The sequence below is a fragment of the Bacillus sp. FSL K6-2971 genome (assembly GCF_038006405.1).
GTDB lineage: Bacteria > Bacillota > Bacilli > Bacillales > Bacillaceae > Bacillus > Bacillus pumilus.
The window spans coordinates 2,143,378-2,166,137 of record NZ_JBBOVD010000001.1 but is presented as its reverse complement, the minus strand read 5'-3'; the positions used below and the strand labels follow the sequence as shown (position 1 = coordinate 2,166,137).

The window sequence follows — 22,760 nt, the reverse complement described above, 5'->3', positions numbered from 1 at the left end:
GGTAAAGCTCCTTTTATAAAGAATAGGGGCATTTTCCCATGTTGGCACATAACTTGCATAGTATAAGGTGAATGCTGATAGGGGGAATGGATATGAATCAAAAACTATATGAACCGGCGCGTCATTGGAAGGACATTGAGCTTTGGAAAGATGTACCTGAGGAAAAATGGAACGACTGGATTTGGCAGCTGACGCATACCGTGAAAACGCTTGAAGATTTAGAGAAAGTCGTAAACTTAACAGAAGAGGAAAGAGAAGGGGTGAAGATTTCCACCAAAACCATTCCACTCAACATTACACCCTACTATGCCTCATTGATGAATCCAGACGATCCAAGATGTCCAGTACGTATGCAATCTGTGCCAATTGCTGAGGAGCTTCATAAAACAAAATATGACCTGGAAGACCCGCTGCATGAAGATGAAGACTCACCTGTCCCGGGGTTAACGCATCGGTACCCAGATCGTGTGCTCTTTCTTGTAACAAATCAGTGCTCCATGTACTGTCGCTATTGTACGAGAAGACGTTTTTCCGGCCAGATCGGTATGGGCGTGCCAAAAAAGCAGTTAGATGCTGCCATTGGATATATTAGAGAAACACCTGAGGTGCGGGATGTGTTAATTTCCGGCGGAGATGGACTCTTAATCAATGATCAAGTGCTTGAATACATTTTGAAAAACTTACGAGACATTCCGCATGTTGAAATCATTCGCATAGGCACACGCGCGCCGGTCGTCTTTCCGCAGCGCATTACAGATGAGCTGTGCGAGATTTTGAAAAAATATCATCCGGTTTGGCTGAATACCCATTTCAATACAAGCATTGAAATTACGAAAGAAGCAAAAGAAGCGTGCGAACGACTTGTAAATGCCGGCGTTCCTGTTGGTAATCAGGCCGTCATCCTCGCAGGTATTAACGACAGTGTGCCGATTATGAAGAAGCTGATGCACGATCTCGTGATGATACGGGTCAGACCTTATTATATTTATCAGTGTGATTTATCTGAGGGAATTGGCCATTTTAGAACACCAGTATCAAAAGGTCTTGAAATCATTGAAGGCTTAAGAGGGCATACGAGCGGCTATGCCGTGCCAAGCTTTGTTGTGGATGCACCAGGAGGCGGAGGAAAGATCGCCCTGCAGCCCAATTATTTATTATCGCAAAGCCCTGACAAAGTCGTCCTTCGTAACTTTGAAGGTGTCATCACCTCTTACCCTGAACCAGAGCATTACGTCACAGGCCAGGCAGATGCGTATTTTAATGAAATTTATGAAGAGAAACAAGATCCCGCAATTGGTATTACCGCACTTTTTGAGGATGAAGCGAAATCGTTTACGCCAGAGAATTTAAGCCGGATGAAACGAAGAGAAGCATATGAGACAAATCCTGAGCATGACACACTCAAAAACAAACGTGAAAAACGAGATGAATTAAAAGAGAAAAAATATCAAGCGCAGCTCAAAAAAGATCAAACTGTAAAGGAGGAGAAATAACCTTGCTGACATGTGATTGGTGTGAGGAAAACAAAGCAAACGCAGAGCAGACAATCGTCTATTGGGAACTGATCACTGGCACACAATCCATTGAAATCATCGAAACACCGTCCATTTCCTGCACGCACTGCGGTATGACATATCAAAAGGATGAGACGGTCAAAGAGATAGAGGATCAATTAATTTTAGTGGATCAGACAAAACTTCCAGAAAAAATTTCATACGAAGAATTAATGAGCATGAAGCGGTTATTAAAGCGAAATTACTTTGACTTTTCATCATAAGTTGTACCTCCGCCTATACAAGTCATCAAATTGCTGTATAATATAACAACAAAATAGAGTGTCGCGGAGGGAAAAACAGGTGAAGTCGTTTTACCATTATTTAATGAAGTACAGACATCCAAAACCGAAAGATGAAATCAGCCATTTTGCAAATGCTGCTTATGAGGATCACAGCTTCCCGAAAGCGTCCACTGATTATCATGAGCTGTGTGCCTATTTAGAATTAAACGGCGATTATTTAAGCTCAATGACAACATTTGACGAAGCGTTTGAGCAATATGATGTAGAAGTCAAAAAAAAATAACACACAACCGCTTTTTCCAGATGGGAGAAGCGGTTTTTTGATGAGAAATAAAATGGCGTTTTGCATGGTGTGGTTGCCCATGCAGAATTCCTTGCGCCGGCATACGATACGTTAAGACCAAAAGTCGGGCAAGGGGGAGACAGAATGAAGGCGAAAGCACCAAAATATCAAGTAGGGGATATTGTCGTCGTTGTCATGTACGGCACAGTCGGAACGATTACAAAAGTCCATCAAATTGACCAGCACTATTTGTATGAGGTCAATCATAATGAGGTGCTTTATTTTGAAACATCACTTCAGCTTTACGATGAGTACGACGGGGTGATTGTGGATACAGAAAAGCTGGACATTGAATATGAGTTCCTCATTGGCGATGTTGTATATGTAAAAGATTACGGAAAAGAGCTATTTAAAATTATTGGCCATCGGACTGAAATATGGCGATACCTTGATGACGGCTGGGAAGATGTCATTTACGAACTCACAAGGCTAAAGGACGGAGAGTGGCTGGAAACAGAAGAGGAAGACTTAACGCTTGTCCTGAGGAAATATGAAATGGACCAGTTCGTGCATCAGCTTCTTTTTGTGCATTACGTCGGTGAAACCTCAAAAGAAATGGAAGAAGATATGGTGCAAACGGCTCTATTACAATTAGAAGAGAAACAAGAAAGCGAAGCATCACTAGAATTTCTCGCTGTATCTATAGTGGATGAGCTTCTTGATATTTATAATGACTATAAAATTCTCTACGAATTTTTCGAAGATCCAGAATACAAGGACATGATGGATTTTATATTGGAAAGTTTACACGAGCATTTTGGTTAAAGAAAGACTTGTCCTAACACGAATAAAAAATAAGGCACACAGAAAAAAACAATCACATAAAACCATCCCCTCAAGATACGGCCCATCACCTGATCAAACGTTTCTCCATCTAATATGCTGAACCATTTCATTGCCTCAAACCCCTTTTCTTTTTGTTTATTGCATTTATATGTATGGAATGAGCCATTATGACAAACTGTAATAAAAAACAGGCGTCGTTCATACATCATAAAAAAGGAGGCGGAATGTCATGAAAGAAGCAGATTTGGTGATCGATACAGAGGAAATTGCGGAATTCTTCTACATGGAGCTGGTCAAAAGAGGGTACATACCTGCTGAGCTGGAAACGTTTGAGCTGGCTGACATTACGTTTGAATATATGCTGAAAAAAACAATGATAGTTGAAGAAGAGGCGTGGTAGGCACTATACTTTGAAGAGATTCTGAAGAGAGAGGGAGGAGAATCTTTCACGTGTACATCCTATTTCTTTTGATTTTATTTGGCGCCATAGCTGCGCTCATGGTATCTGGAGCTGGTCAAGCATTGGACAACCAGATCATCTTATGGTTTGAGAGCATCAGACTCCCTTTTTTAAATGATGTCATGCTGACTTTGACGGACTTTGGCATTAGTGCGCTTCTCGTGCCCATCATGCTCATTTTTAGTGTCGTCCTATTCATGTATAAGCGCTATTACTCTATCATGATGCTTTTTCTATTATATCTCACAGAAAAAACCATCAATCATGAACTAAAGGGGCTGTTTGCTAGAGAACGCCCGGCCTTTGATCATCTTGTCAATGAAACGTATTACAGCTTTCCGAGCGGACATTCGATGAATGCAGCCACAATCTATCCATTTATAGCTTATCTATTCGTTGAACTGATTCCATGGCTGAAAGAAAGACAAAAAATCGTCTACTTGATCACAGGGATCTGTGTTCTTATGATTGGGATCAGCAGAATGTATATCGGCGTTCATTTTTTGACAGATGTTGCAGGCGGTTTTGCGATAGGACTTGCTTTATTTCTCATTTGTAAAAAGATTGACGGAAAATTGTCTGTCATTCGACAAAAATAGAAGAAGGAAATTGACAGATCCCAGCCAATTTTATATAAAAGGGGAGGGATTTGAATGCAATTGACGTTGAGATTTTTTCAAAAGAAACCTTCAGCATTTCACTTAACCATTTATCAGACACCTGAATATGGCGCTGCAAGCGGGCATCAGCCTGTGTACCGGACAAAGATTGGCGGCAGAACACACCTGGATGTTCTGGAAAAAGCATTCTCGACATTTAATGTACATGATACAGTCCCTAGTGATTACAATGCACGGTTTATGACAACAGGCGATATTGTTGTGATTGATGATAAGAAAAAAGGAAAGTGCTATTATCAGCTTTTTCCGGCAGGATGGAAACGCAGTGAGCGACTGTTGACGATGAGTTAAATAGAGATTTTCGATGCCAGCTTGAGCTTCAGCTGGTATTTTCTTTTTTGGGCTCAATCGTTTATACTAAATAGGACAAATCACATAGTAAACGTAAGTGGAGGCTAAAAAAATGAGTGTACATATTGGAGCAGAAAAAGGACAAATTGCAGAAACGGTATTGCTGCCAGGCGATCCGCTTCGTGCGAAATATATTGCAGATACATATTTAGAAGATGTCGAATGCTATAACGAAGTGCGCGGAATGTATGGTTATACTGGGACCTACAAAGGAAAGCGCGTTTCTGTACAAGGGACCGGAATGGGCGTACCTTCTATTTCGATTTATGTGAATGAACTCATTCAAAGCTATGATGTTCAAAACTTAATCCGCGTCGGATCTTGCGGGGCTATCAAAAGGGATGTCAACGTACGTGATGTCATTTTAGCTCAGACATCTTCAACAGATTCACAAATGAATCGTGTGACGTTTGGACCGATTGATTACGCACCTTGCGCTGATTTTGGACTGCTTAAGAAAGCATACGACACAGCAGAAGCAAAAAATGTCGCTGTACGTGTCGGTAATGTATTTACAGCAGACCAATTTTACAATGAAAAACCACTTGAGCTCATGGCTCAATACGGAATTCTAGCAATTGAAATGGAAACAACCGCTCTATATTCGCTTGCAGCAAAATTTGATCGAAAAGCGTTATCCATTCTGACAGTGAGTGATCATGTTCTCACAGGAGAAGAAACAACGGCTGAAGAGCGTCAAACGACATTTGACGAAATGATCTTAATTGCGCTAGACTCTGTTTTATAATAGTATAAAGGGTGTGCTACGATGTAGCGCATCTTTATTTTTTTAGAAGAGCAAAAGGAAGGTATGTCATGAAGAAAAGCTATAAAATACTCTCAATCGCATCGATTCTTGGTTTGACAGCCGCACTATCGAGCTGCCAGTTGCTGGATCAAAAAAGCGGTACATCTGAATCGAACAAAACAAACGAACAAAAGAGCGCAGCAAATTCATCTACCCAGCAAAACTCAAACAATACAGCAGATTCATCGGATCAAGAGCTGACGTTAAAGAGTGAATATTTCAATGACATCAAAGTGGTAAGCGGGCTGAAAACCATTCAAAATCCTGCAAACGTGCTAGCACTTGTCAATAAAGAATACGCATTACCAGGAACCTATAAACCTTCTGATCTCGTTGTACCAAAAGTAGAATTCTCTTTTTCAGAGGATATTGAAAAACGATATATTCGTAAAGAAGCAGCGGAAGCACTTGAGACATTATTCAAAGATGCGAAAAAGAAAAACTTCGAGCTGGCTGCCGTATCTGGCTATCGCTCCTATGACCGTCAAAAGGTCATTTTTGATAGTGAAGTCAAGTTAAAAGGCAAAGACAAAGCGCAAGAAGCAGTAGCTTTACCAGGCGAAAGTGAGCACCAAACAGGCCTTGCGATGGACATTTCCTCAAAAAGTGCCGGTTTTGACATCTCTGAAAAGTTTGGTGAAACACCTGATGGCAAATGGGTGGCTAAAAACGCCTATAAATATGGTTTTATCATTCGTTATCCAAAAGGAAAAGAAGACATTACAAAATATGAATATGAACCGTGGCATCTGCGCTATGTTGGAAAAGAAGCAGCAAAAGCGATGCATGATCACGATTTAACATTTGAAGAGTACATGAACAAAGTGAAGAAAATTTAATCAAAGTAAAAGGCCTCCCAGCTATTCGGGGGGCCTTCTTTATTCTTCTTTTAAAAAAAGAACAATCCTGCTAATGCGAAACCTGTAATGAAACCAAGCCCGATGCCATAAGCGGCACCCCAGCCGTAATACCCTCCGTAATAACCAAAGCCAAAGCCGCCGCGAGAACCGCCGACTGGACGAATATACACTTTGCGGTTTGTCACCCGCTCAATGCGTCCGACATGTACTCTGCCATTACGATCTGTGATTCTAGCGACTTTCCCCATATGCTGCTGACAAAGCTTTTGATAGCGCTCCATATTTTTCCTCCTTATGACAAACTCTATTCACTCTTATCCTATGCGAGAGACCTCATAGAGTTTGGACAAAACATATAGGAGATTCGCTCATTTTATACGGTACATTCAAATAGAATGTGGCTTAGCTGCTTTCGGTGCGCTTGAATCAGATCGTAGTGTGTTTGCATCGTTTCGTAAAGAGAAGGCGGGATATATTCAGATAATTCCATTTCCGTCGGCTCCTCTTGTACCATGTGTTCATCAAATGAGAGAATGCGAACGTCATGAAATCCTGCTGCTTTTAGCTGCTCCTTCCATTCTTCAAGTGAAAAGAGTGCGTGAAACCCATAAAAATCTCGAACGGCGGCAAGCTCCTTCTGTGTAAGGGGAGCTTTTAATACCGCTTCATTTGCAATCATTTGACTTCCAGGGGAAAGCACGCGTTTGATCTCAGCAAGTGCAACAGGAAGGTTGGTGAAGCTCAAAACAGATTCACTGATCAGAAGAGTGAACGCTTCATCTGGAAATGGCAGCTGTTCAATCGATGCTTGCAATGCGCGGATCGGCAGTTCTTCTCGCTCAAATCGCAAATTGGCCTTTTCAATCATCAAAGGGTGTGTATCAATCGCCTCTACCTGATAACCGATATTGCCTAAATATGCCGCCGTTTGTCCTGTCCCGCATCCCGCATCCAGTATGCGTGCATCCGGCGTCAATTTTATATGCTCAAGCATCGTTTTTGTTAGCTCAATTCCACCAGGATGGGCACTAGATACGCCAAAATAGGCAAGCATTTCTACATAATCACTCATAAAATCCCTTCTTTCCTTATCAAGTTCCTCTTTAAAGATTATGCAATGTAAGGTCAAATGGCTTATCTTTTCAAAGAGAACTTCGATCCTTTGGTTGACGGATGATGCATCGTCCTTGATAATAATGAAAGGAGATAAAGGTGGTGTTTTTTTGAAAAAACAATTTAAGATCGTCATCGCTATTTTGGTGACAGCGGCACTGTCCTCAGCGATTACATTTGTGATCACAAAACAAGGGACTGTCAATGTCTCAGGAGATGAGAAGTTTAGTAAACTCATGGCTGCGTATACGAAAGTAAAAGATGAGTATTACGAAAAAACGGATGATCAAAAACTAGTAGATGGTGCGATTCAAGGAATGATCGCATCACTTGATGATCCATACTCTACATATATGGATCAGGAGGAAGCCGAAGGATTTAACAACACCATTTCTTCATCATTTGAAGGAATTGGTGCACAAGTAGAAGAGAAGGATGGACAAATTTTAATTGTCGCACCGATAAAAGGCTCTCCTGCTGAAAAAGCCGGGTTGAAACCTCATGATCGTATTTTAAAGGTGGATGGAAAAAGCACAAAAGGCATGTCGGTCAATCAAGCAGTCTCTCTCATCAGAGGGAAAAAAGGAACGGATGTCAAGCTGCACCTTAACCGCCAAGGAGTGGGAAATGTTGATGTGACCATCACAAGAGACACCATTCCAGTTGAAACAGTGTATGCAAAACTCACAAAAGACAAAATAGGAGAAATCCAAATTACGTCCTTTGCTGAAACAACGTCAAAAGAGTTAGATAAAGCCATTGATGACCTCGAGAAAAAAGGGGCAAAAGGGTTTGTCATTGACCTGAGAGATAATCCAGGCGGCATCATGACAGAAGCGATTGAAATGAGTAATGACTTTATCGATAAAGGGAAAGTCATCATGCAAGTTGAAGAAAAAGGAAAAAAAGAAGAGTACAAGGCTGAAAAAGAACGTAAAGTTCATCAGCCGGCAGTTGTCCTTGTAAATGGCGGCTCAGCCAGCGCTGCAGAAATCATGGCGGCGGCTCTGCACCAATCTTCAGGTATTAAAATTATTGGTGAAAAGACATTTGGTAAAGGAACTGTTCAAAATGCGCAAAGCTATAATGATGGTTCTAGTGTCAAGTTAACCATTGCCAAGTGGCTAACGCCGAATGGTTCGTGGATTCATAAAAAAGGAATTGAACCACAGGTTAAAGCATCGCTCCCAAGTTATGCAAAGCTGCCATACTTAAGCCCGAAAAAAACGTATCAGTTGAATGACAATGGAGATGAAGTCAAAGCGGCTCAAAAAATGTTTCAAGCGCTTGACTACAAAGCAAAAGCAAATGGTGAGTACGATCAAGCCTTCCAGACGATCGTCAAAAGCTTCCAAACAGACAACGATCTGAAAGCAGACGGAATTCTGACGGGAGATACAACGACAGTACTGATGACAAAGATCCAAAATAAGCTAAAGAACAATGATACTCAAATGAAAAAAGCGATTGAAGTCTTGAAAAAAGAAATGAAATAAAGAAAGAGCAGCCCTCTTAGGGGGGCTGCTCTTTTTATATTTACGCGTTGTTTCCAATCGCTTCTTTTTTGTCTTGATCTTTTTCAAATAGATCATTCATGACAGAATTGGATGTGACCTTCTTTTGGAAGAATGGATTTAAGATTAGGATGACCACAACGTTTGCTAGTAAACCAAGAAAACCTTCATAAAGACCGAACGTGACTTGTGAGATATTGGCTGTAAAGGTGACGATGATGCCAACAACTAACCCCACAATCGTTGCTTCTCTCGATTGTTTTTTCCAGAACAAGCTGATCGCAATGGCAGGGAAAATTTGAACCATTCCTGAAACACCAATGAGCTGAAGTGTCACAAGTGCTGTTGGGAAGAGCATTCCGAATAGTAGAGCTAGCCCGATGACGATAAACACCATTGAACGAGTGATCATGGTCAATCTTTTAGGGGATACATTCGGATGAATTAAATCACGATATAAATTATTGGCAAATAAATTCGATGCACCAATGGCCATGATCGAGCATGGAATAAGGGAAGCGAGTGCAATCGTTGAATAAGCAAGCCCCTGCATCACACCGCCATATGACGTTTGAATTAAATGAAGAAGTGCAAATCTTGGATTCGTATCTTCAGGTAAAACTAAAAAGGCAATAAACCCAAGGAAGATGACCAAAATCAATACGATGTTATAAAGAGGCAAAAACATACTGTTTTTACGGATAGCATCTGCACTTTTGGCTGTGAAAACCCCTGTTGCCGCATGTGCCCACATAAACAAAGCAAGGGCAGAAACGCCTGAAGCGGTAATGAACCATAAAATGCCTTTAGGACCCCCGTCAGGAATTGTCAGAAGTTGTGGCGCTTCCTTAGCTAACGTATTCATCATCGGAGTCCAGCCGTTAAAATGAATGATTGGCAGTGAAACCACCATAAACAGCATGATGACCCAAACGAGAATATCCTTAATAATGGCTGTATATGTAGGGCCTTTAATCCCGCTGAAAAATGTATAAAGTGCAACTAAAATAAATGAAATAATAACAACTGCATTCACATTAATATAACTAGTTCCAGCGACAGTTAACGTATCTTGAATCCCGCTCAGTTGAAGACAAATATAAGGAATGAGCATAAGCACTCCAATAATTGCAATGAGACTGGATAACAGCTTGCTGTCAAAGCGCTCACGTGCATAATCAGCGAGCGTTGTGAGATTGTGATTTTTCGCCACCGTCCATAGCTTTGGTAAGAAGAAATAAGCAATAAAATACGCTAGAACTGAATATGGGATAGCGAAAAAAGCGACACTTCCAGCTGTATAGGCTGTACTAGTGAGCCCTAAAAAGGTATAAGCTGTATATAAATCTGCACCAACGAGGAACCAGACGAGCAGCCCGCCAAATTTTCTCCCGCCGACAGACCATTCCTCTACTGACTGTCTGGATGATTTATCACGGCCAGCGGCAAATCCAATGACCACGACGATGAAAATGATACTTGCTGTAATCAATAAAGCTGTCAAATTTCCTTGCATTAGTCAGTTCCTCCATTTGAATGTTGCATCCGGTAAATGATGAATGTACAGACTGGTGTGAGAACAATCCATAGTAAGAGCCAGAAGTGAAAAAAAGGCAGGCCTATCACAAATGGATGGATACGATTCGTAAAGGGCAGCAGTGCGAGCTGTCCGATGAATGGAATCGCTATAAGTAGTGCGAGTAACAATTTTTTATTCATGATTTCCTCCTGAGTTTTTTGTAATTTCATAATAATAGCAGTTGTCAGATTAGATCACAAGACCATTTTCAGAAAAAACAATCATTTTGGAAAATATCATACTAATATAACATTTCATTCTTAAAAAGGAGAAAAAGTGGAGATGGAAAGGGGTAAAGCGAAAAGAAAATATGCAGAAATAATATTTAAACCAAATAAAAAAAGCCCCAGCATGAAAGCTGAGGCCTTGCTATTTTTTAAAGAAAATCAGATACTTCTTCGATGTCGAAACGATTGCTTTTATGAGCTTCTTTCGCTGCTTTACCAACTGAAATCAGCATGACTGGCTCATAACGGCCGCTTACATTGAATTCTTTGATGAAGGCTTCTTTACTGAAACCACCCATTGCACATGTATCATAGCCCATTGCTTTTGCAGCAATCATTAATTGCATAGCAGCTAATGAAGCATTTGAATACGCAGCTTCACGTGCATACTGCTCGCTTTGGTATGCGCCATTGATTTGAGTCATCAATGTTTCTTTGATGTCCTCAGTAATGAACCCTTGTTCTGCCAGCTCACCATAGATTTTTTCTCCATTTTGATTGGCTTCAAGATCACCTAGTACAGCAATAACAGCTGATGCTTGTGAGATTTGCTTTTGGTTATAAGCGATTGGAAGTAACTTCGCTTTGGATTCAGCACTGTGGAAAACAGTAAAATGCCAATGCTGAAGGTTCCACGCAGATGGTGCTTTTGTTGTGATATCAAGTAGCTCTGTTAGCTCTTCTTTTGTCATTTCATGAGTTGTATCATACTCTTTTACTGAAGCTCTTTGTTTTAAAATGTCAATCGTTTTTTGATCAGTCGCCATATGGATATTTCCTCCCGTTTTTGCAAATAGTATGGTACAATAACTAAAAAAGTGAGAAACTTACTTATTGTAACTAGAGATATTTTAAATTGTATACCGTTAGTTTGTCAAACAATCATGAAAAGAAAGGCTGAAATTTATGGAATTTCAATTATGTCCACACATTCAGCAAGCTTTTTTACTGCTAGGCAAAAGGTGGAATGGTCTCATTATTCATGTATTGCTTGATGGTCCAAAGCGATTCAAAGACATGACGGACATTATCCCATCTATCAGTCAAAAAATGCTCGCAGAGCGTTTAAAGGAACTTGAGCAAGAAGGGATTATAAAGCGAACTGTATTGCCTGAAACGCCTGTTAAGGTCATTTATTGTTTAACTGAAAAAGGAAATGCGCTAAATGATGTGTTTCATGAGGTATCTAGGTGGGCAGGGGAATATACAGAATCTCATGAAAAAAAGGAACAAGCCTAGTTTCAGGTTTGCCCAAACGTTTTGACTCCTGATGAATATGCTGATCTTAGGCACATGACAAAGGAGGAGAAATGCATGTACCCTCATACTCCGTATTTCCGAGGCGGCGCCCCTGGCATTCCGCCATATGAATCCAGAGTCCCTTTGTTTTTTGGTTTTGGCGCTCCTTTAGTCGGCGGACTGCTTGGCGGATTTTTAGGAAGTGCGATTTTTAATTATCCCCGTCCCTATTACCCACCACCACCACCGCCTGTTCCACCACCTTATGGCGGAGGATATCCACCATACTATTAAGAAAAAAGAGTAAGCCTGCTTCTATATGAAAGCAGGCTTTTTATAATGGAATATCGATTTCAGAAATCCCCGGATCATCATGCTTTAAAAACATAATCTCCAAAATACCGTCCTGATACGAAGCCTTCGTTCCTTTTCTTTTGACAGCAGCAGGGAGGACGACTTTCTTCTGCGTGCCTTCCTCAGGAAAATGATCAATAAACAGCAGGTTGGCTGTATGTTTGATTTTTACTTTTTCTGTGCTCGGCCGAGCTAGCTCAATCTTAACGAACACGTGATCAGTGGTTTCGAACACTTCCACTTCGGGTTCTTTTTCTTTTTTGACGTCTGTTTCTCTCGTTTTTTGATGTTGAGAGAGTGGGTCCTGAAAAGGGAACTGAGCAGGATAATTGGATCCGAATACACTTTCCATCACTTGATTGACGTACTGCTCGACGTCTTTAGGGTCTGAATTCTTTAAGGCTTCTTTTGAAAATTGCTTTTGAAAAGGGAATAATCGGTTCCAGTCAAACATGCAAATCATCCTTTCTAAATGCCCTGAATTAGTATATGCCCATTCGCTTGAGTGCGTGCTATAATATACGATAGGTTTAGAAAGGAATGGTTAGATTGAACGAACAACAGCAATCAAAAGGTGTTCTCTACACGGCAGCATCTTTTACATTGTGGGGATTATTCCCGTTATATTGGAAACTGATGGAACATATTTCGTCAGGCGAAATTTTAGCGCACAGAATTTTATGGTCATTTGTTTTTATGTGCGGTATTCTTCTGTATTTAAAACAAGTCCGGCCGGCGATGCAGACAGTGAAGGGTCTCATGCTCGATGGTAAAGCACTTTTTTCATTACTACTATCTGCTATTTTAATATCGGTTAACTGGTATGTGTACATTTGGGCAGTCAACCATCATCTTATGCTAGAAGCTAGTTTAGGGTATTATATTAATCCGCTTGTCTCTGTTTTACTAGGGATCATTTTCTTGAAAGAGCGGCTCAATAAATTACAAACCGTTGCGATTCTAATTGCCGCCGCTGGGGTGATTCTTTCTACGATTCAGTATGGTTCATTTCCTGTCGTTGCAATATTACTTGCCTTTAGCTTCGGTTTTTATGGATTGATTAAAAAAAGAATGAGCTTCACGAGTGCCATTGGTTTGACAATTGAAACGCTGCTTCTAGCCCCGGCAGCTCTTGTGTACTTATTGTTCTTCTTAAAAGAACCTGTGGTGACAATGAATCCTAACAGCTTCGGATCGCTTGGTCTCTTATTCTTTGCAGGGGTCTTTACTGCGGTGCCGCTTCTTTTATTCTCTGAAGGGGCAAAAAGAATTCCTCTTTATCAAGTGGGCATTTTGCAATACATTGCACCAACAATTACGCTGTTTTTGGGGTTGTTTGTGTATCACGAGCATTTATCTTCAGCTAAAATCGTGACGTTTCTTTGTATCTGGGTGGCGATTTTATTGTTTACGACCTCTCAATTACGCATGAAAAAAACAGCGAATTCTCATTAAGTCCTACGAGCAGTTTGCTTTTTTTTGAAGGCGGATCATGTCATAATAAGTTGTTACCAAAACTGTAGAGGTGATTACATGTCATCAGCCAATGAGCTTACAGCTGCTTATCAATCTTTATGGAAAAATCGTCAGCTTGATGTCGATGATATGTCTTCTTTACACGAGGCAATATGTGATGATTTAAGCGATGCGCGCACTCATCCGAGGGCGAGAAAATCATTTCATCAAAAATATGTACTCGCTGTAGAGAGAATATTAGAAAGTGGGCTTCGGCATGATCATCAGCTGCAACTGATCAGCTTACATACAAAAAAGCTGCGCGAATTAATTCAAAATGAAGGAAGGAACCACTCATGAAACCAATTCAAACGGAAGATGTCACAGCACATCTTGAATCGTTTTTAAATCGTCCAGTCTTCGTTCATCTTGAAACGACCACTGGTTCTTATTCAGCTCATGTAAATGAACAAAATATGACGGTCGTTGCCTATATCCGCAATGCGAAAGTCGTCTATTCACAGGCGAAAATAAAAGGACAAGGTCCGTACCGTGTTGGAATGAAAACAGAAGATGGCTGGATTTATGCAGAAGGATTAACCGATTATGAGTTTGATGACCATGGCCGCCTGCTGTTAGCAGGGCACTTGCCAGACGGGAAACTAGCGATCTCATTACAAATTAGCGAAACACCATTTCAGGTGTAGAAGAAAGGGTGACGAGTCATGAATGAACATGTACTAGTGATGCTGCCTCACCCAGATGATGAATCGTTTGGGGTTGCAGGTCTCATTGCACAAAGCAGAAAACGCGGCATCCCAGTCACGTATGCATGCGGGACACTTGGGGAAATGGGCAGAAATATGGGTAGCCCAACATATGCTAACCGTGAAACACTTCCTGAGTTAAGAAAACAGGAATTAATCAATGCCTGCAAAGAAATGGATATCACAGACTTACGTATGCTTGGACTTCGTGATAAAACATTGGAATTTGAAGACGACGAGTATTTAGCTGATGTGATGGAAACCATCATTGATGAAGTCAAACCTACACTGATTGTGACGTTTTATCCTGGACACGGTGTACACCCTGATCATGATGCGACAGGGGAAGCAGTTATTCGCGCTCTTTACCGTAAGAAAAAAGAAGACCGTCCTGTCACATACTGCATGGCCATTACGAAAAATAGAGAAGAAGTGCTGGGTAATGCAGACATTACGATCGACATTACAGATGTAGCAGATATCAAATTAAATGCACTGAGAGCACATAGAACGCAAACAGAAGGCATGCTGAGAGAGCTTGAACAGAAGCTGAAAAACAAAGAACCTGTCGTCCAAAAATGGTTCGATGAAGAAATTTTCTGGACGTACCAATGGAATGACTAAATAAAAAAAGCAGCTGACATTGATCAGCTGCTCAAATTGTTGACAACGGGCTAAAATGATCTTGATTTTAGCCCTTTGTCTTCTTTTCAGCTTGATAGAAAACCTTTGAAGTCTAGGAAGGGCGAGCACCGGAACGGAGCGAATTTGACATTCGTGAGTACCGGCGCGCAGAGCTGACAACGAATGCGAAGGTTTGTCTACTCGCTGGGCAGCTGACATCGATCAGCTGTTTTTTTGTGTCGTATTTAGTGATTGGGCGCTTGTTGAAGCAATCGTTTTTCAATCAATCTGAGACGGATAAAGAGGACAATGGCACCAGCGGCAAGTCCGGCAATGAGACCAATCCAATACCCAAATGCCCCATACGAGGTATAGGTGCCAATCAGATAACCGGAAGGAAGGCCGATCACCCAGTATGAAACAAATGCGGCAATGAGCGTATAGTTGACATCTTTATAGCCGCGCAGCGCCCCTTGAATGGGTGCAGCAATGGCATCTGACAGCTGGAAAAAGATCGCATAAATCAAAAATTGCTGTGTCAACTGTAAAACAGCCGATTCAGCTGTGTATAAACCAGCAATCTCTGGTCTAAATAATAAAATGAGTGCTGCCGTACACAAGGAGAATAATACCGCCGTTCCAATTCCGATATAGCTATAGCTTTGCGCGTCTTTATAACGCTTGGCACCAGCTTCAAACCCAACGACAATCGTTAAAGCCATCGAGATACTGAGCGGTAAAATATATAAGATAGAAGCAAAGTTCATTGCAGCCTGGTGACTTGCAATCGTCACAGTATCAAAGTGACCCATTAATAGTGTGACTGCTGCAAAGATACTCGTTTCAAAAAAGATCGCAAACCCGATAGGAAGACCGATTTTCAGTATTTGTCCCATACGGGAGATATTGATTCGAGGCAGTTTTTGAAACAAACGAAATGAGGCAAATGGTTCTGCTTTCATGACAATACAAATACTCATGATGAAAATCGCCCAATATGTCATCGCAGAAGCAAGACCAGCTCCCGCGCCGCCAAGCTTTGGGAAGCCGAAATTCCCAAAAATAAATACATAGTTTAAAACAAAGTTAATAGGAAGTGCTGTTAACGTGATGAACATCGTTACACGTGTTTTCCCTAATGCATCAATAAATGACCTGAGCACCGAATAACCAAACAGCGGGATGATACCAAAAGCAAGAAAACTTAAGAAATGCCGCGCAATATCTTCTACGGATTGCTCAAGTCCAAGTCCCCCTAATACGTAAGGGATGCTAATTGTTCCAATAGCAATCACACAGATACTTAAAAGAAAGGATAAATAAAGCGCCTGAAAGACAGCCTTGGGAACATCCTTTTTATGCCCTGCGCCCATCAGTTGAGCGACAATTGGCGTAACGGCCATTAATATACCAGCAAGCCCTGTATAAACGGGTGTCCAAATACTTGAACCGATCGCAACACCCGCAAGGTCTTCTGCACTCACTTTTCCAGACATCACAGTGTCTAAAAACGTAATAAGCGAAAGACCCGCTTGAGTGATTAAAATCGGAATTAAAATGGTTAAAAATAGTGTCACCTTGGCTCGAATGCTATTTGTTTCTCTCATCATAAGTTCCTCTCTGAACAGAAATAACGAGAGGATTATATCATGCTATGTAAAAAAATCAATTCTCTGTCGGATTATTTTTCTTAGTTGGCTTCGTTTTTTTAAACATTTGGGCATAAATAAAGGAAAGACTGACAACACCTAAAATGCTGCAAGCATATTGAATCACTTTCTGAATGGTCATATTAAGTCACCTCCATAACAATAGAATGCGCATAACTTGTTATTTTATGACAACGAAAAGGAGGAGGGAAAAGGTCCAATGATCAATCGTACGAATGAAGAAGTCCAATTTAAAGTGGGCATGAGAACACACTTGATGAAAATCATGAAGGATGCAAGTGACATTATCGATTCCCTTGATGAGATTGAGCAATGTCTACTTTGTGATCTCGAATCATTACATGATGAGTTTAATGAAATGCATGCAGAGGCTTCCTCGTTTTATTTGCAATCGTATATGGAAGAATTCACACCTGGATTTGCGCAATTTTCGTTAGCCATTGAGAACTTATCAAAACAAAAGCACGGGGCACTGATTGTGATTCAAAGGCGGGATGAGGTCGAGGATTTTATTCAAAAAGGGACAAATCTTCATGCGAAAATTAGTGCTTCATTAATAGAAAGTATTTTCTACCCAGGAAATCCACTTCATGATGGTGCTCTTTTAGTCAAAGAAAATACACTTGTATCTGCGGCAAATGTGCTGCCGCTTACTTCAAAAAAAGTCAGTCCTTCTGTCGGGACAAGACACAGGGCTGCGATCGGACTCTCTGGTATGACCGATGCACTTGTTCTCGTCGTTTCAGAGGAAACGGGAAAAATGTCATTTGCGAAAGAAGGAATCCTTTATCCGCTCACTGTAAAAGAACCTGAAATAAGGAAATAAAAATGAATCGCTGCATTCTTCATTCGGAAGAATGCTTTTTTCATTCAAGGAGAAAAAACAGGCAATTGAGTAAAAAGTCATTTGATACAGAAAAATTTGTCATGTAGAATAGAACTATGAAACTAGCAGCGTGCTTGTTTTGACAAATTTCTAAACGTCAACTTAAAAATTCCTTAAAAAATGTTTATAAATAAAGCAAACTGCCGATAGAAACGATATGGCTTTGTTTTAGCATTTTGAGTTGACTGCTTTAGCCTATTTGTTATTGCCCAACGTCTACATGTCTAGTAATATAATAGAAATAAAGATAAAATAGTGCAAGAGAAGCAGAAACATTAAATGCCAAACTTAAAACTAGTACATAAGTCTTATTGAATGAAATCATGAAAGGCGGAGATTCATCTATGAAGAAAAAAGTAGTAACCGGCCTCACAGTTTCAGCGATCGCTGGCTCAGCTGTGTTTGCTGCACCGGCAGAAGCACAGACGATCAAGGTGAAAAGCGGTGACTCACTTTGGAAGATTGCCGAACAGTACAATACAAGTATTTCGGAGCTTCAATCTCTTAATCAACTAAAAACGACGATGATTTTTGCAGGACAAAGCTTGAAAATTCCTGGCGCAAAAAGCAAAAAATCTAGCTCGTCAACTGGATCAAAAGCAACGAAATCAAATGCTTCAACGACATCAAGCTACACTGTAAAGCTTGGAGATTCTTTATGGCTCATTGCAAAAAATCATAAAATGTCAGTCGCAAGTTTGAAAAGTCTAAACAGCTTAAACAGTGACTTAATTCGTCCTGGACAAAAGCTAAAGGTATCTGGAAGCACGAAGACAAGCGGGGGCCAGTCATCAAACTCCTCTTCAAATTCCAGCACAAACAATAAGACAACGAACTCAAATAGTTCATCATCAAGTACATACAAGGTCAAATTAGGGGATTCTCTCTGGAAAATTGCGAATTCGCTCAATATGTCGATTGGTGAAATCAAAACATTGAATGGGATAAAATCTGATATGATTTATCCAAATCAAGTATTGAAAGTAAAAGGGACGGCTGCATCAAAACCAAGTCAGCCGAAAGCACCTGCTAAACCAAGCAACCCGCCTTCAAACGGGAAAGCGACATCTTATACTGTAAAATCAGGCGATTCTTTATGGAAAATTGCGAATCAATTTAAAGTGCAGGTTCAATCCATCCGTACAGCTAACAGCTTAAAAAGTGATGTGCTTAGAATTGGACAAGTTCTCAAAATTAATGGTGCAGCTTCAGGGTCGAATGGTTCTACGTCTAACGGTTCGACAACGCCGGTCAATAATAACAAAAATGATGTGCCGATGAATGCAAAAATCACGACGATGATCCAAGAAGGGAAAAAGCTGACAGGCATTCCTTACAGATGGGGCGGCAATACACCATCTGGATTTGACTGCAGCGGCTTTGTTTATTACCTCATTAATAAAGTTTCGTCTGTATCCAGATTAAGCACAGCAGGCTACTGGAGTATGATGAAACCTGTGAGCACACCTCAAGTTGGCGATTTTGTTTATTTCACAACGTACAAAGCGGGTCCATCTCATATGGGGCTATACCTTGGCGGAGGAGATTTCCTTCATGCAAGTGACAGCGGTGTGGGGATCTCGAACTTAAGCAACTCATATTGGAAAAAAGCCTACTTAGGTGCAAAACGTTTCTTCTAAAAAAGCCGATTTTCGGCTTTTTTTGTTTGCCTATTGATCAGGTTGTCCATACTGATATCAAAAGGGGGCAGTCATATGAAAAAGTCAATGTGGTTGATCATGATGTGTCTGGTCTTTGTCGCAACAGCATGTCATGCACCGCCGAAAAAAGAAACGACAGAAGAAACCATTGAAGTTGCAGCACCTAAACAATCACCAGTTACCACGTCACTCATCAATGAAAACGGCCAAAAAATAGGAAGTATCGAAGTAAGACACTCCTCAGAAAACGGGCTGGATTTACATGTGAAAGCGAAAAATCTGCCGCCAGGTCCTCATGGCTTCCATATTCATGAAACAGGAAAATGTGAAGCGCCAGATTTTGAAACGGCAGGGGCTCACTTTAATCCAACACACCGGGAGCATGGCTTTGATAACCCAAAAGGCCACCATGCTGGAGATATGCCTAATTTAGAAGTTGGGGCAGATGGACAAATTGATGTTGTTGTGAATGTACCAGATGTGACGTTAAAGGGAGGATCGAACCAATTAATCGATCAAAATGGGCGTAGCTTTATCATTCATGCAGAAGCAGATGATTACTTAAGCAACCCTTCTGGAAACTCAGGGAAACGCATCGCATGCGGAGCGATCACAAAAGAAATGGTAAAATAACAGATGTCTAGCCTTTATGTATTGAGTGCATAAAGGTTTTTTTAGTATACTTGGTGAGGAAAATGATCGAAGAGAGGAATTAATCACACATGTTTAACGAACAATCACTCCCAGAAGAAATTCAAGCAATGATTGAAGCAAAAGCAAAAGGACTAGAAGAAGAATTCCGTCCGCTTATTGGAACAGGCGGCTATGAATCACAGGATACGTCTATCATACAAGATGCGATGATTGCACTAGCACTCGGCAAAAACGTTCTTTTAAAAGGGCCGACCGGTTCAGGTAAAACAAAACTAGCAGAAACTTTATCTGCTTTCTTTCAGCAGCCGATGCACAGTGTGAACTGCTCGGTTGATCTTGATGCAGAAAGCTTGATTGGCTATAAAACCATTCACAATGATGGTCAAGTTGCTTCTATTGAATTTATTGAAGGACCCGTAACGAAAGCAATGAAAAAAGGCCATCTTTTATATATTGATGAAATCAACATGGCAAAGCCAGAAACTCTGCCTATTTTAAACGGTGTACTCGACTACAGAAAAATGATGACAAATCCATTTACAGGAGAGGTCGTTCGAGCAGATGAAGGCTTTGGCGTGATAGCGGCAATCAACGAAGGCTATGTCGGCACAGTGCCTCTAAATGAAGCGTTAAAAAACCGTTTTGTTGTCATTGACGTTCCATATATCGGCGGCGGCATCTTAAAGGATGTACTGCAATCTCAATCTGTATTAAAGGATGAACGTTTAATCGATCAATTCGTGCAGCTCTCATCAGACCTCATTACACAGGCGCACAACGGGCAGGTAAGTGAAGAAGCAGCATCCATTCGCGCACTCCTAGACACATGTGATCTTGCGCAATACATCCCGCCACTCCGTGCAGTTGAACGAGGGATTGTTGAAAAACTAGAAGATGACCGGGAAAAAGCAGCGGTAAGAAATATTGCCCAAACATTATTCGAGTGAGGTTCTGAGTTTTGAAATTCATCAAATTTAATGACAGCAGAATCGATTCATTTTTATTTATGGAATTAACGGATTTAGCCAAAACGTTAGCAAAAAGTGATGATGTCGAGCTTGAATACGGGGTGCAGTCCTACTATGATCCTTTTGAAAAGAAAATTTTCATCAGTCATTTTTGGGATGACCGTAAACAAGAAGACATGACAGCCGGACTGAAAAGTGATGTATTCCTCCGTGCAGTAGGAACCGTTTATAGTGATCTGACTGTCTTTCAGGAAATCATTCGCTATGCTCATACAATGTCCATTCCTGGCCTGTGTAAACAATTGTTTATGCTCTTTGAAGATATCCGGATTGAAGAGCAGATTAAACGAGACCGCCCAGGAACAAAAAAGGTATTTAAACGAAGAAGAGAACTGTACCGGCGTCATTTTAAGACGCAATTAACGATTAACCAAGAGCGGAGCATTTTAACGGATGCACTCTATTGTGCAATGTATGTGAAGCTGACAGCGGATTCACCGCTAGAAGAAATTCCGCCTCTTCACGAGCGGATCAACCCAATGATTCCATTTATTGAATCAAGTCTTGAGCGTGTATATGAAGCGCGTTCAACCGGAGATATCGCGGTCATCGTCAAAGAATTAATGGAAGGCTTTGATGAGCTTCTTGATAAAGATATGCTGAATACGTACTTTTTCTTCCCAGAATTGGACTATGAAAAAGCGGCAAAAGAACCGCTGTTTCATGACTTAAAAAGAAAACCTAAATTAAGTGAAGACATCAAAGTCGACCGGGAAAAAGAGGGCGATGAAGACATCCACCAAGAGTATATGGAAGTGTGGCATCGAGAAACAGAAGCGCCGTCAAAAAGCTTCCTTCAATTTGATTTAGAGCACGGCGGGAAAAGTGATCTAGGGAAGGATGCAGCAAGAGAAGGCGATGACGGAGATCAAGCACTTGGCACTGTCCAAGGCTCTGCCAAGCAGACTCACCGAAAAGATTATTCAAAGCTTGAGGCGCTGGAAGAGGCTGAAGGCGAGGAAAGCGGAGCGGATGCTCATGAGAATGGAAAAGAGAACAAATATGCGTTTCCAGTCATGATGTCACCAGATCCTCCCGCGCCAGAACAAATCGATGTATACAAGCAGCACGCCAAGGAGATTGAGCCTTATCAGAAACGGTTAAAACAGATGATTCAAAAAACGCTCGAACATAAAAAAATATGGCCAAAAACGGATCTTCATGCAGGACGTCTGAGTAAAAAGCTCATTCGTTATTTTACAGAGTCGAATCCGCGTCTTTTCTATAAAAAACAGGCACCTTCTTCGGAGATTGATGCTGTTTTCACTTTATTAGTGGATTGTTCTGCCAGCATGTTTGACAAGATGGACGAGACGAAAAAAGGCATTGTTCTATTTCATGAAGCCTTAAAGTCCGTTCAAGTCCCACATCAAATTGTGGGGTTTTGGGAAGATACAAACGATGCATCAGAAACAAGTCAGCCGAACTATTTTAACACAGTCGTGTCGTTCAAAGATTCTTTATTTGATGCAGGTCCTTCCATTATGTCACTTGAACCAGAAGAGGATAACCGGGATGGCTATGCAATTCGCCAAATGACAAAAATGATATTAAAACGAAGAGAAGAGCAAAAGTTTCTCATTGTTTTTTCCGACGGAGAGCCAGCTGCATTCAGCTACGAACAAAATGGGATCGTCGATACACATGAAGCAGTTCTTGAGGCGAGGAAAAAAGGCATTGAAGTAATCAATGTGTTTTTATCCAATTCACCGATCGAAGAAGCACAGATGAAAACCATTCAAGATATGTATGGCAAGTTCAGCATTTTTGTACCAGATGTCGATACATTGCCAGATGTTTTATATCCGTTACTGAAGAAATTACTGCATAAAAGCATTGGGGCATAAGGTTTTGCCCCTTTCTTCAAAATATTTTTCGGAATGATTTAAATTTTTTGTTTTTC

30 protein-coding genes are annotated in these 22,760 nt (G+C 40.9%); 21 read left to right on the top strand and 9 right to left on the bottom strand.

The features are described 5' to 3' along the window. Nucleotides 1-92 precede the first annotated feature (92 nt). From ablA to MHI33_RS11140, 4 genes are all read left to right on the top strand, one after another. A complete protein-coding gene (gene ablA, locus MHI33_RS11155; RefSeq protein ID WP_340911227.1) occupies nt 93-1,493 on the top strand; it encodes a lysine 2,3-aminomutase in 1,401 nt (466 codons plus the stop codon). A gap of 2 nt (nt 1,494-1,495) precedes the next feature. Next, complete coding sequence (locus tag MHI33_RS11150) at nt 1,496-1,777, top strand: YokU family protein (protein ID WP_340911224.1); 282 nt, start codon at nt 1,496-1,498, stop codon at nt 1,775-1,777. A 79-nt stretch (nt 1,778-1,856) separates the two neighbouring features. Next, a complete protein-coding gene (locus tag MHI33_RS11145; RefSeq protein ID WP_044141194.1) occupies nt 1,857-2,081 on the top strand; it encodes a YozE family protein in 225 nt (74 codons plus the stop codon). Nucleotides 2,082-2,225: 144 nt separating this feature from the next. Continuing rightward, nucleotides 2,226-2,906, top strand: coding sequence for a hypothetical protein (locus MHI33_RS11140; RefSeq protein WP_012010279.1), 681 nt, complete (start codon nt 2,226-2,228; stop codon nt 2,904-2,906). Here the strand turns inward: MHI33_RS11140 and MHI33_RS11135 are convergent. Next, on the bottom strand, nt 2,903-3,037 hold the full coding sequence (locus tag MHI33_RS11135; RefSeq protein WP_272947504.1) for a hypothetical protein: 135 nt from the start codon (nt 3,035-3,037) through the stop codon (nt 2,903-2,905). The genes MHI33_RS11140 and MHI33_RS11135 overlap by 4 nt on opposite strands. Before the next feature lie 119 nt (nt 3,038-3,156). Between MHI33_RS11135 and MHI33_RS11130 the strand changes: the two genes are divergently transcribed. From MHI33_RS11130 to MHI33_RS11110, 5 genes are all read left to right on the top strand, one after another. Next, a complete protein-coding gene (locus MHI33_RS11130) occupies nt 3,157-3,327 on the top strand; it encodes a YozD family protein (protein WP_003216084.1) in 171 nt (56 codons plus the stop codon). Nucleotides 3,328-3,377: 50 nt separating this feature from the next. After that, on the top strand, nt 3,378-3,986 hold the full coding sequence (locus MHI33_RS11125; protein WP_106065449.1) for a phosphatase PAP2 family protein: 609 nt from the start codon (nt 3,378-3,380) through the stop codon (nt 3,984-3,986). 54 nt (nt 3,987-4,040) lie between these two features. Next, on the top strand, nt 4,041-4,358 hold the full coding sequence (locus MHI33_RS11120; protein ID WP_044141196.1) for a YodL domain-containing protein: 318 nt from the start codon (nt 4,041-4,043) through the stop codon (nt 4,356-4,358). A gap of 112 nt (nt 4,359-4,470) precedes the next feature. Further along, a complete protein-coding gene (gene deoD, locus MHI33_RS11115) occupies nt 4,471-5,166 on the top strand; it encodes a purine-nucleoside phosphorylase (RefSeq protein ID WP_340911218.1) in 696 nt (231 codons plus the stop codon). Nucleotides 5,167-5,234: 68 nt separating this feature from the next. After that, a complete protein-coding gene (locus MHI33_RS11110) occupies nt 5,235-6,065 on the top strand; it encodes a M15 family metallopeptidase (RefSeq protein WP_340911216.1) in 831 nt (276 codons plus the stop codon). Between the two features lie 50 nt (nt 6,066-6,115). On the opposite strand, the gene MHI33_RS11105 is transcribed toward MHI33_RS11110, so the two are convergent. Both MHI33_RS11105 and MHI33_RS11100 read right to left on the bottom strand, forming a co-directional pair. Next, the gene (locus tag MHI33_RS11105; RefSeq protein WP_003216113.1) at nt 6,116-6,367 is read right to left on the bottom strand and encodes a hypothetical protein; all 252 of its coding nucleotides are present in this window, start codon (nt 6,365-6,367) and stop codon (nt 6,116-6,118) included. 92 nt (nt 6,368-6,459) lie between these two features. After that, nucleotides 6,460-7,158, bottom strand: a complete 699-nt coding sequence (locus tag MHI33_RS11100; protein WP_278175195.1) for a class I SAM-dependent methyltransferase — start codon at nt 7,156-7,158, stop codon at nt 6,460-6,462. 151 nt (nt 7,159-7,309) lie between these two features. Between MHI33_RS11100 and MHI33_RS11095 the strand changes: the two genes are divergently transcribed. Continuing rightward, on the top strand, nt 7,310-8,695 hold the full coding sequence (locus MHI33_RS11095; RefSeq protein ID WP_340911210.1) for a S41 family peptidase: 1,386 nt from the start codon (nt 7,310-7,312) through the stop codon (nt 8,693-8,695). Nucleotides 8,696-8,735: 40 nt separating this feature from the next. On the opposite strand, the gene MHI33_RS11090 is transcribed toward MHI33_RS11095, so the two are convergent. The 3 genes from MHI33_RS11090 to MHI33_RS11080 form a co-directional block, all read right to left on the bottom strand. Further along, nucleotides 8,736-10,229, bottom strand: a complete 1,494-nt coding sequence (locus MHI33_RS11090; RefSeq protein ID WP_340911208.1) for a sodium:solute symporter family protein — start codon at nt 10,227-10,229, stop codon at nt 8,736-8,738. Next, entirely contained in the window at nt 10,229-10,432 is a 204-nt protein-coding gene (locus MHI33_RS11085; protein ID WP_340911205.1) for a DUF3311 domain-containing protein, read from the bottom strand. Before MHI33_RS11085 ends, MHI33_RS11090 begins: the two co-directional genes overlap by 1 nt. 236 nt (nt 10,433-10,668) lie before the next feature. Beyond that, nucleotides 10,669-11,286, bottom strand: a complete 618-nt coding sequence (locus MHI33_RS11080) for a nitroreductase family protein (protein ID WP_058014891.1) — start codon at nt 11,284-11,286, stop codon at nt 10,669-10,671. 139 nt (nt 11,287-11,425) lie between these two features. Between MHI33_RS11080 and MHI33_RS11075 the strand changes: the two genes are divergently transcribed. Next, entirely contained in the window at nt 11,426-11,758 is a 333-nt protein-coding gene (locus MHI33_RS11075) for a winged helix-turn-helix transcriptional regulator (RefSeq protein WP_044141203.1), read from the top strand. 75 nt (nt 11,759-11,833) lie between these two features. After that, nucleotides 11,834-12,052, top strand: a complete 219-nt coding sequence (locus tag MHI33_RS11070) for a hypothetical protein (RefSeq protein WP_003215921.1) — start codon at nt 11,834-11,836, stop codon at nt 12,050-12,052. A 40-nt stretch (nt 12,053-12,092) separates the two neighbouring features. Here the strand turns inward: MHI33_RS11070 and MHI33_RS11065 are convergent, their stop codons facing one another. Beyond that, the gene (locus MHI33_RS11065) at nt 12,093-12,566 is read right to left on the bottom strand and encodes an Hsp20/alpha crystallin family protein (RefSeq protein ID WP_003216069.1); all 474 of its coding nucleotides are present in this window, start codon (nt 12,564-12,566) and stop codon (nt 12,093-12,095) included. Nucleotides 12,567-12,661: 95 nt separating this feature from the next. Here MHI33_RS11065 and rarD point away from each other — a divergent pair, with 95 nt between their 5' ends. The 4 genes from rarD (at nt 12,662) to bshB2 (ending at nt 14,958) form a co-directional block, all read left to right on the top strand. After that, nucleotides 12,662-13,567 (top strand): EamA family transporter RarD, encoded by a 906-nt coding sequence (gene rarD / locus MHI33_RS11060; RefSeq protein WP_080773006.1) that lies wholly within the window; start codon nt 12,662-12,664, stop codon nt 13,565-13,567. A gap of 78 nt (nt 13,568-13,645) precedes the next feature. After that, nucleotides 13,646-13,927 (top strand): hypothetical protein, encoded by a 282-nt coding sequence (locus tag MHI33_RS11055; RefSeq protein ID WP_003215525.1) that lies wholly within the window; start codon nt 13,646-13,648, stop codon nt 13,925-13,927. Beyond that, entirely contained in the window at nt 13,924-14,274 is a 351-nt protein-coding gene (locus MHI33_RS11050) for a YojF family protein (RefSeq protein ID WP_044141206.1), read from the top strand. The genes MHI33_RS11055 and MHI33_RS11050 overlap by 4 nt, the downstream gene beginning before the upstream one ends. Before the next feature lie 18 nt (nt 14,275-14,292). Continuing rightward, the gene (gene bshB2, locus MHI33_RS11045; RefSeq protein WP_012010261.1) at nt 14,293-14,958 is read left to right on the top strand and encodes a bacillithiol biosynthesis deacetylase BshB2; all 666 of its coding nucleotides are present in this window, start codon (nt 14,293-14,295) and stop codon (nt 14,956-14,958) included. 245 nt (nt 14,959-15,203) lie between these two features. On the opposite strand, the gene MHI33_RS11040 is transcribed toward bshB2, so the two are convergent. Further along, nucleotides 15,204-16,565, bottom strand: a complete 1,362-nt coding sequence (locus MHI33_RS11040) for an MATE family efflux transporter (protein WP_340911198.1) — start codon at nt 16,563-16,565, stop codon at nt 15,204-15,206. Between the two features lie 58 nt (nt 16,566-16,623). Continuing rightward, nucleotides 16,624-16,749 (bottom strand): hypothetical protein, encoded by a 126-nt coding sequence (locus MHI33_RS11035; RefSeq protein WP_258395179.1) that lies wholly within the window; start codon nt 16,747-16,749, stop codon nt 16,624-16,626. Nucleotides 16,750-16,827: 78 nt separating this feature from the next. Between MHI33_RS11035 and cdaS the strand changes: the two genes are divergently transcribed. From cdaS to MHI33_RS11010, 5 genes are all read left to right on the top strand, one after another. Continuing rightward, a complete protein-coding gene (gene cdaS / locus MHI33_RS11030) occupies nt 16,828-17,454 on the top strand; it encodes a sporulation-specific diadenylate cyclase CdaS (protein WP_217013101.1) in 627 nt (208 codons plus the stop codon). Nucleotides 17,455-17,858: 404 nt separating this feature from the next. Then, nucleotides 17,859-19,154 carry a C40 family peptidase gene (locus MHI33_RS11025; protein ID WP_133254341.1) on the top strand — a complete coding sequence of 432 codons (1,296 nt, stop codon included), beginning with the start codon at nt 17,859-17,861 and terminating at the stop codon, nt 19,152-19,154. A gap of 75 nt (nt 19,155-19,229) precedes the next feature. Continuing rightward, on the top strand, nt 19,230-19,808 hold the full coding sequence (locus tag MHI33_RS11020; protein ID WP_217013100.1) for a superoxide dismutase family protein: 579 nt from the start codon (nt 19,230-19,232) through the stop codon (nt 19,806-19,808). An 89-nt stretch (nt 19,809-19,897) separates the two neighbouring features. After that, nucleotides 19,898-20,776, top strand: a complete 879-nt coding sequence (locus MHI33_RS11015) for an ATP-binding protein (protein WP_003215912.1) — start codon at nt 19,898-19,900, stop codon at nt 20,774-20,776. A gap of 11 nt (nt 20,777-20,787) precedes the next feature. Next, the gene (locus tag MHI33_RS11010) at nt 20,788-22,704 is read left to right on the top strand and encodes a vWA domain-containing protein (protein WP_340911189.1); all 1,917 of its coding nucleotides are present in this window, start codon (nt 20,788-20,790) and stop codon (nt 22,702-22,704) included. The last annotated feature ends 56 nt before the right edge of the window (nt 22,705-22,760 follow it).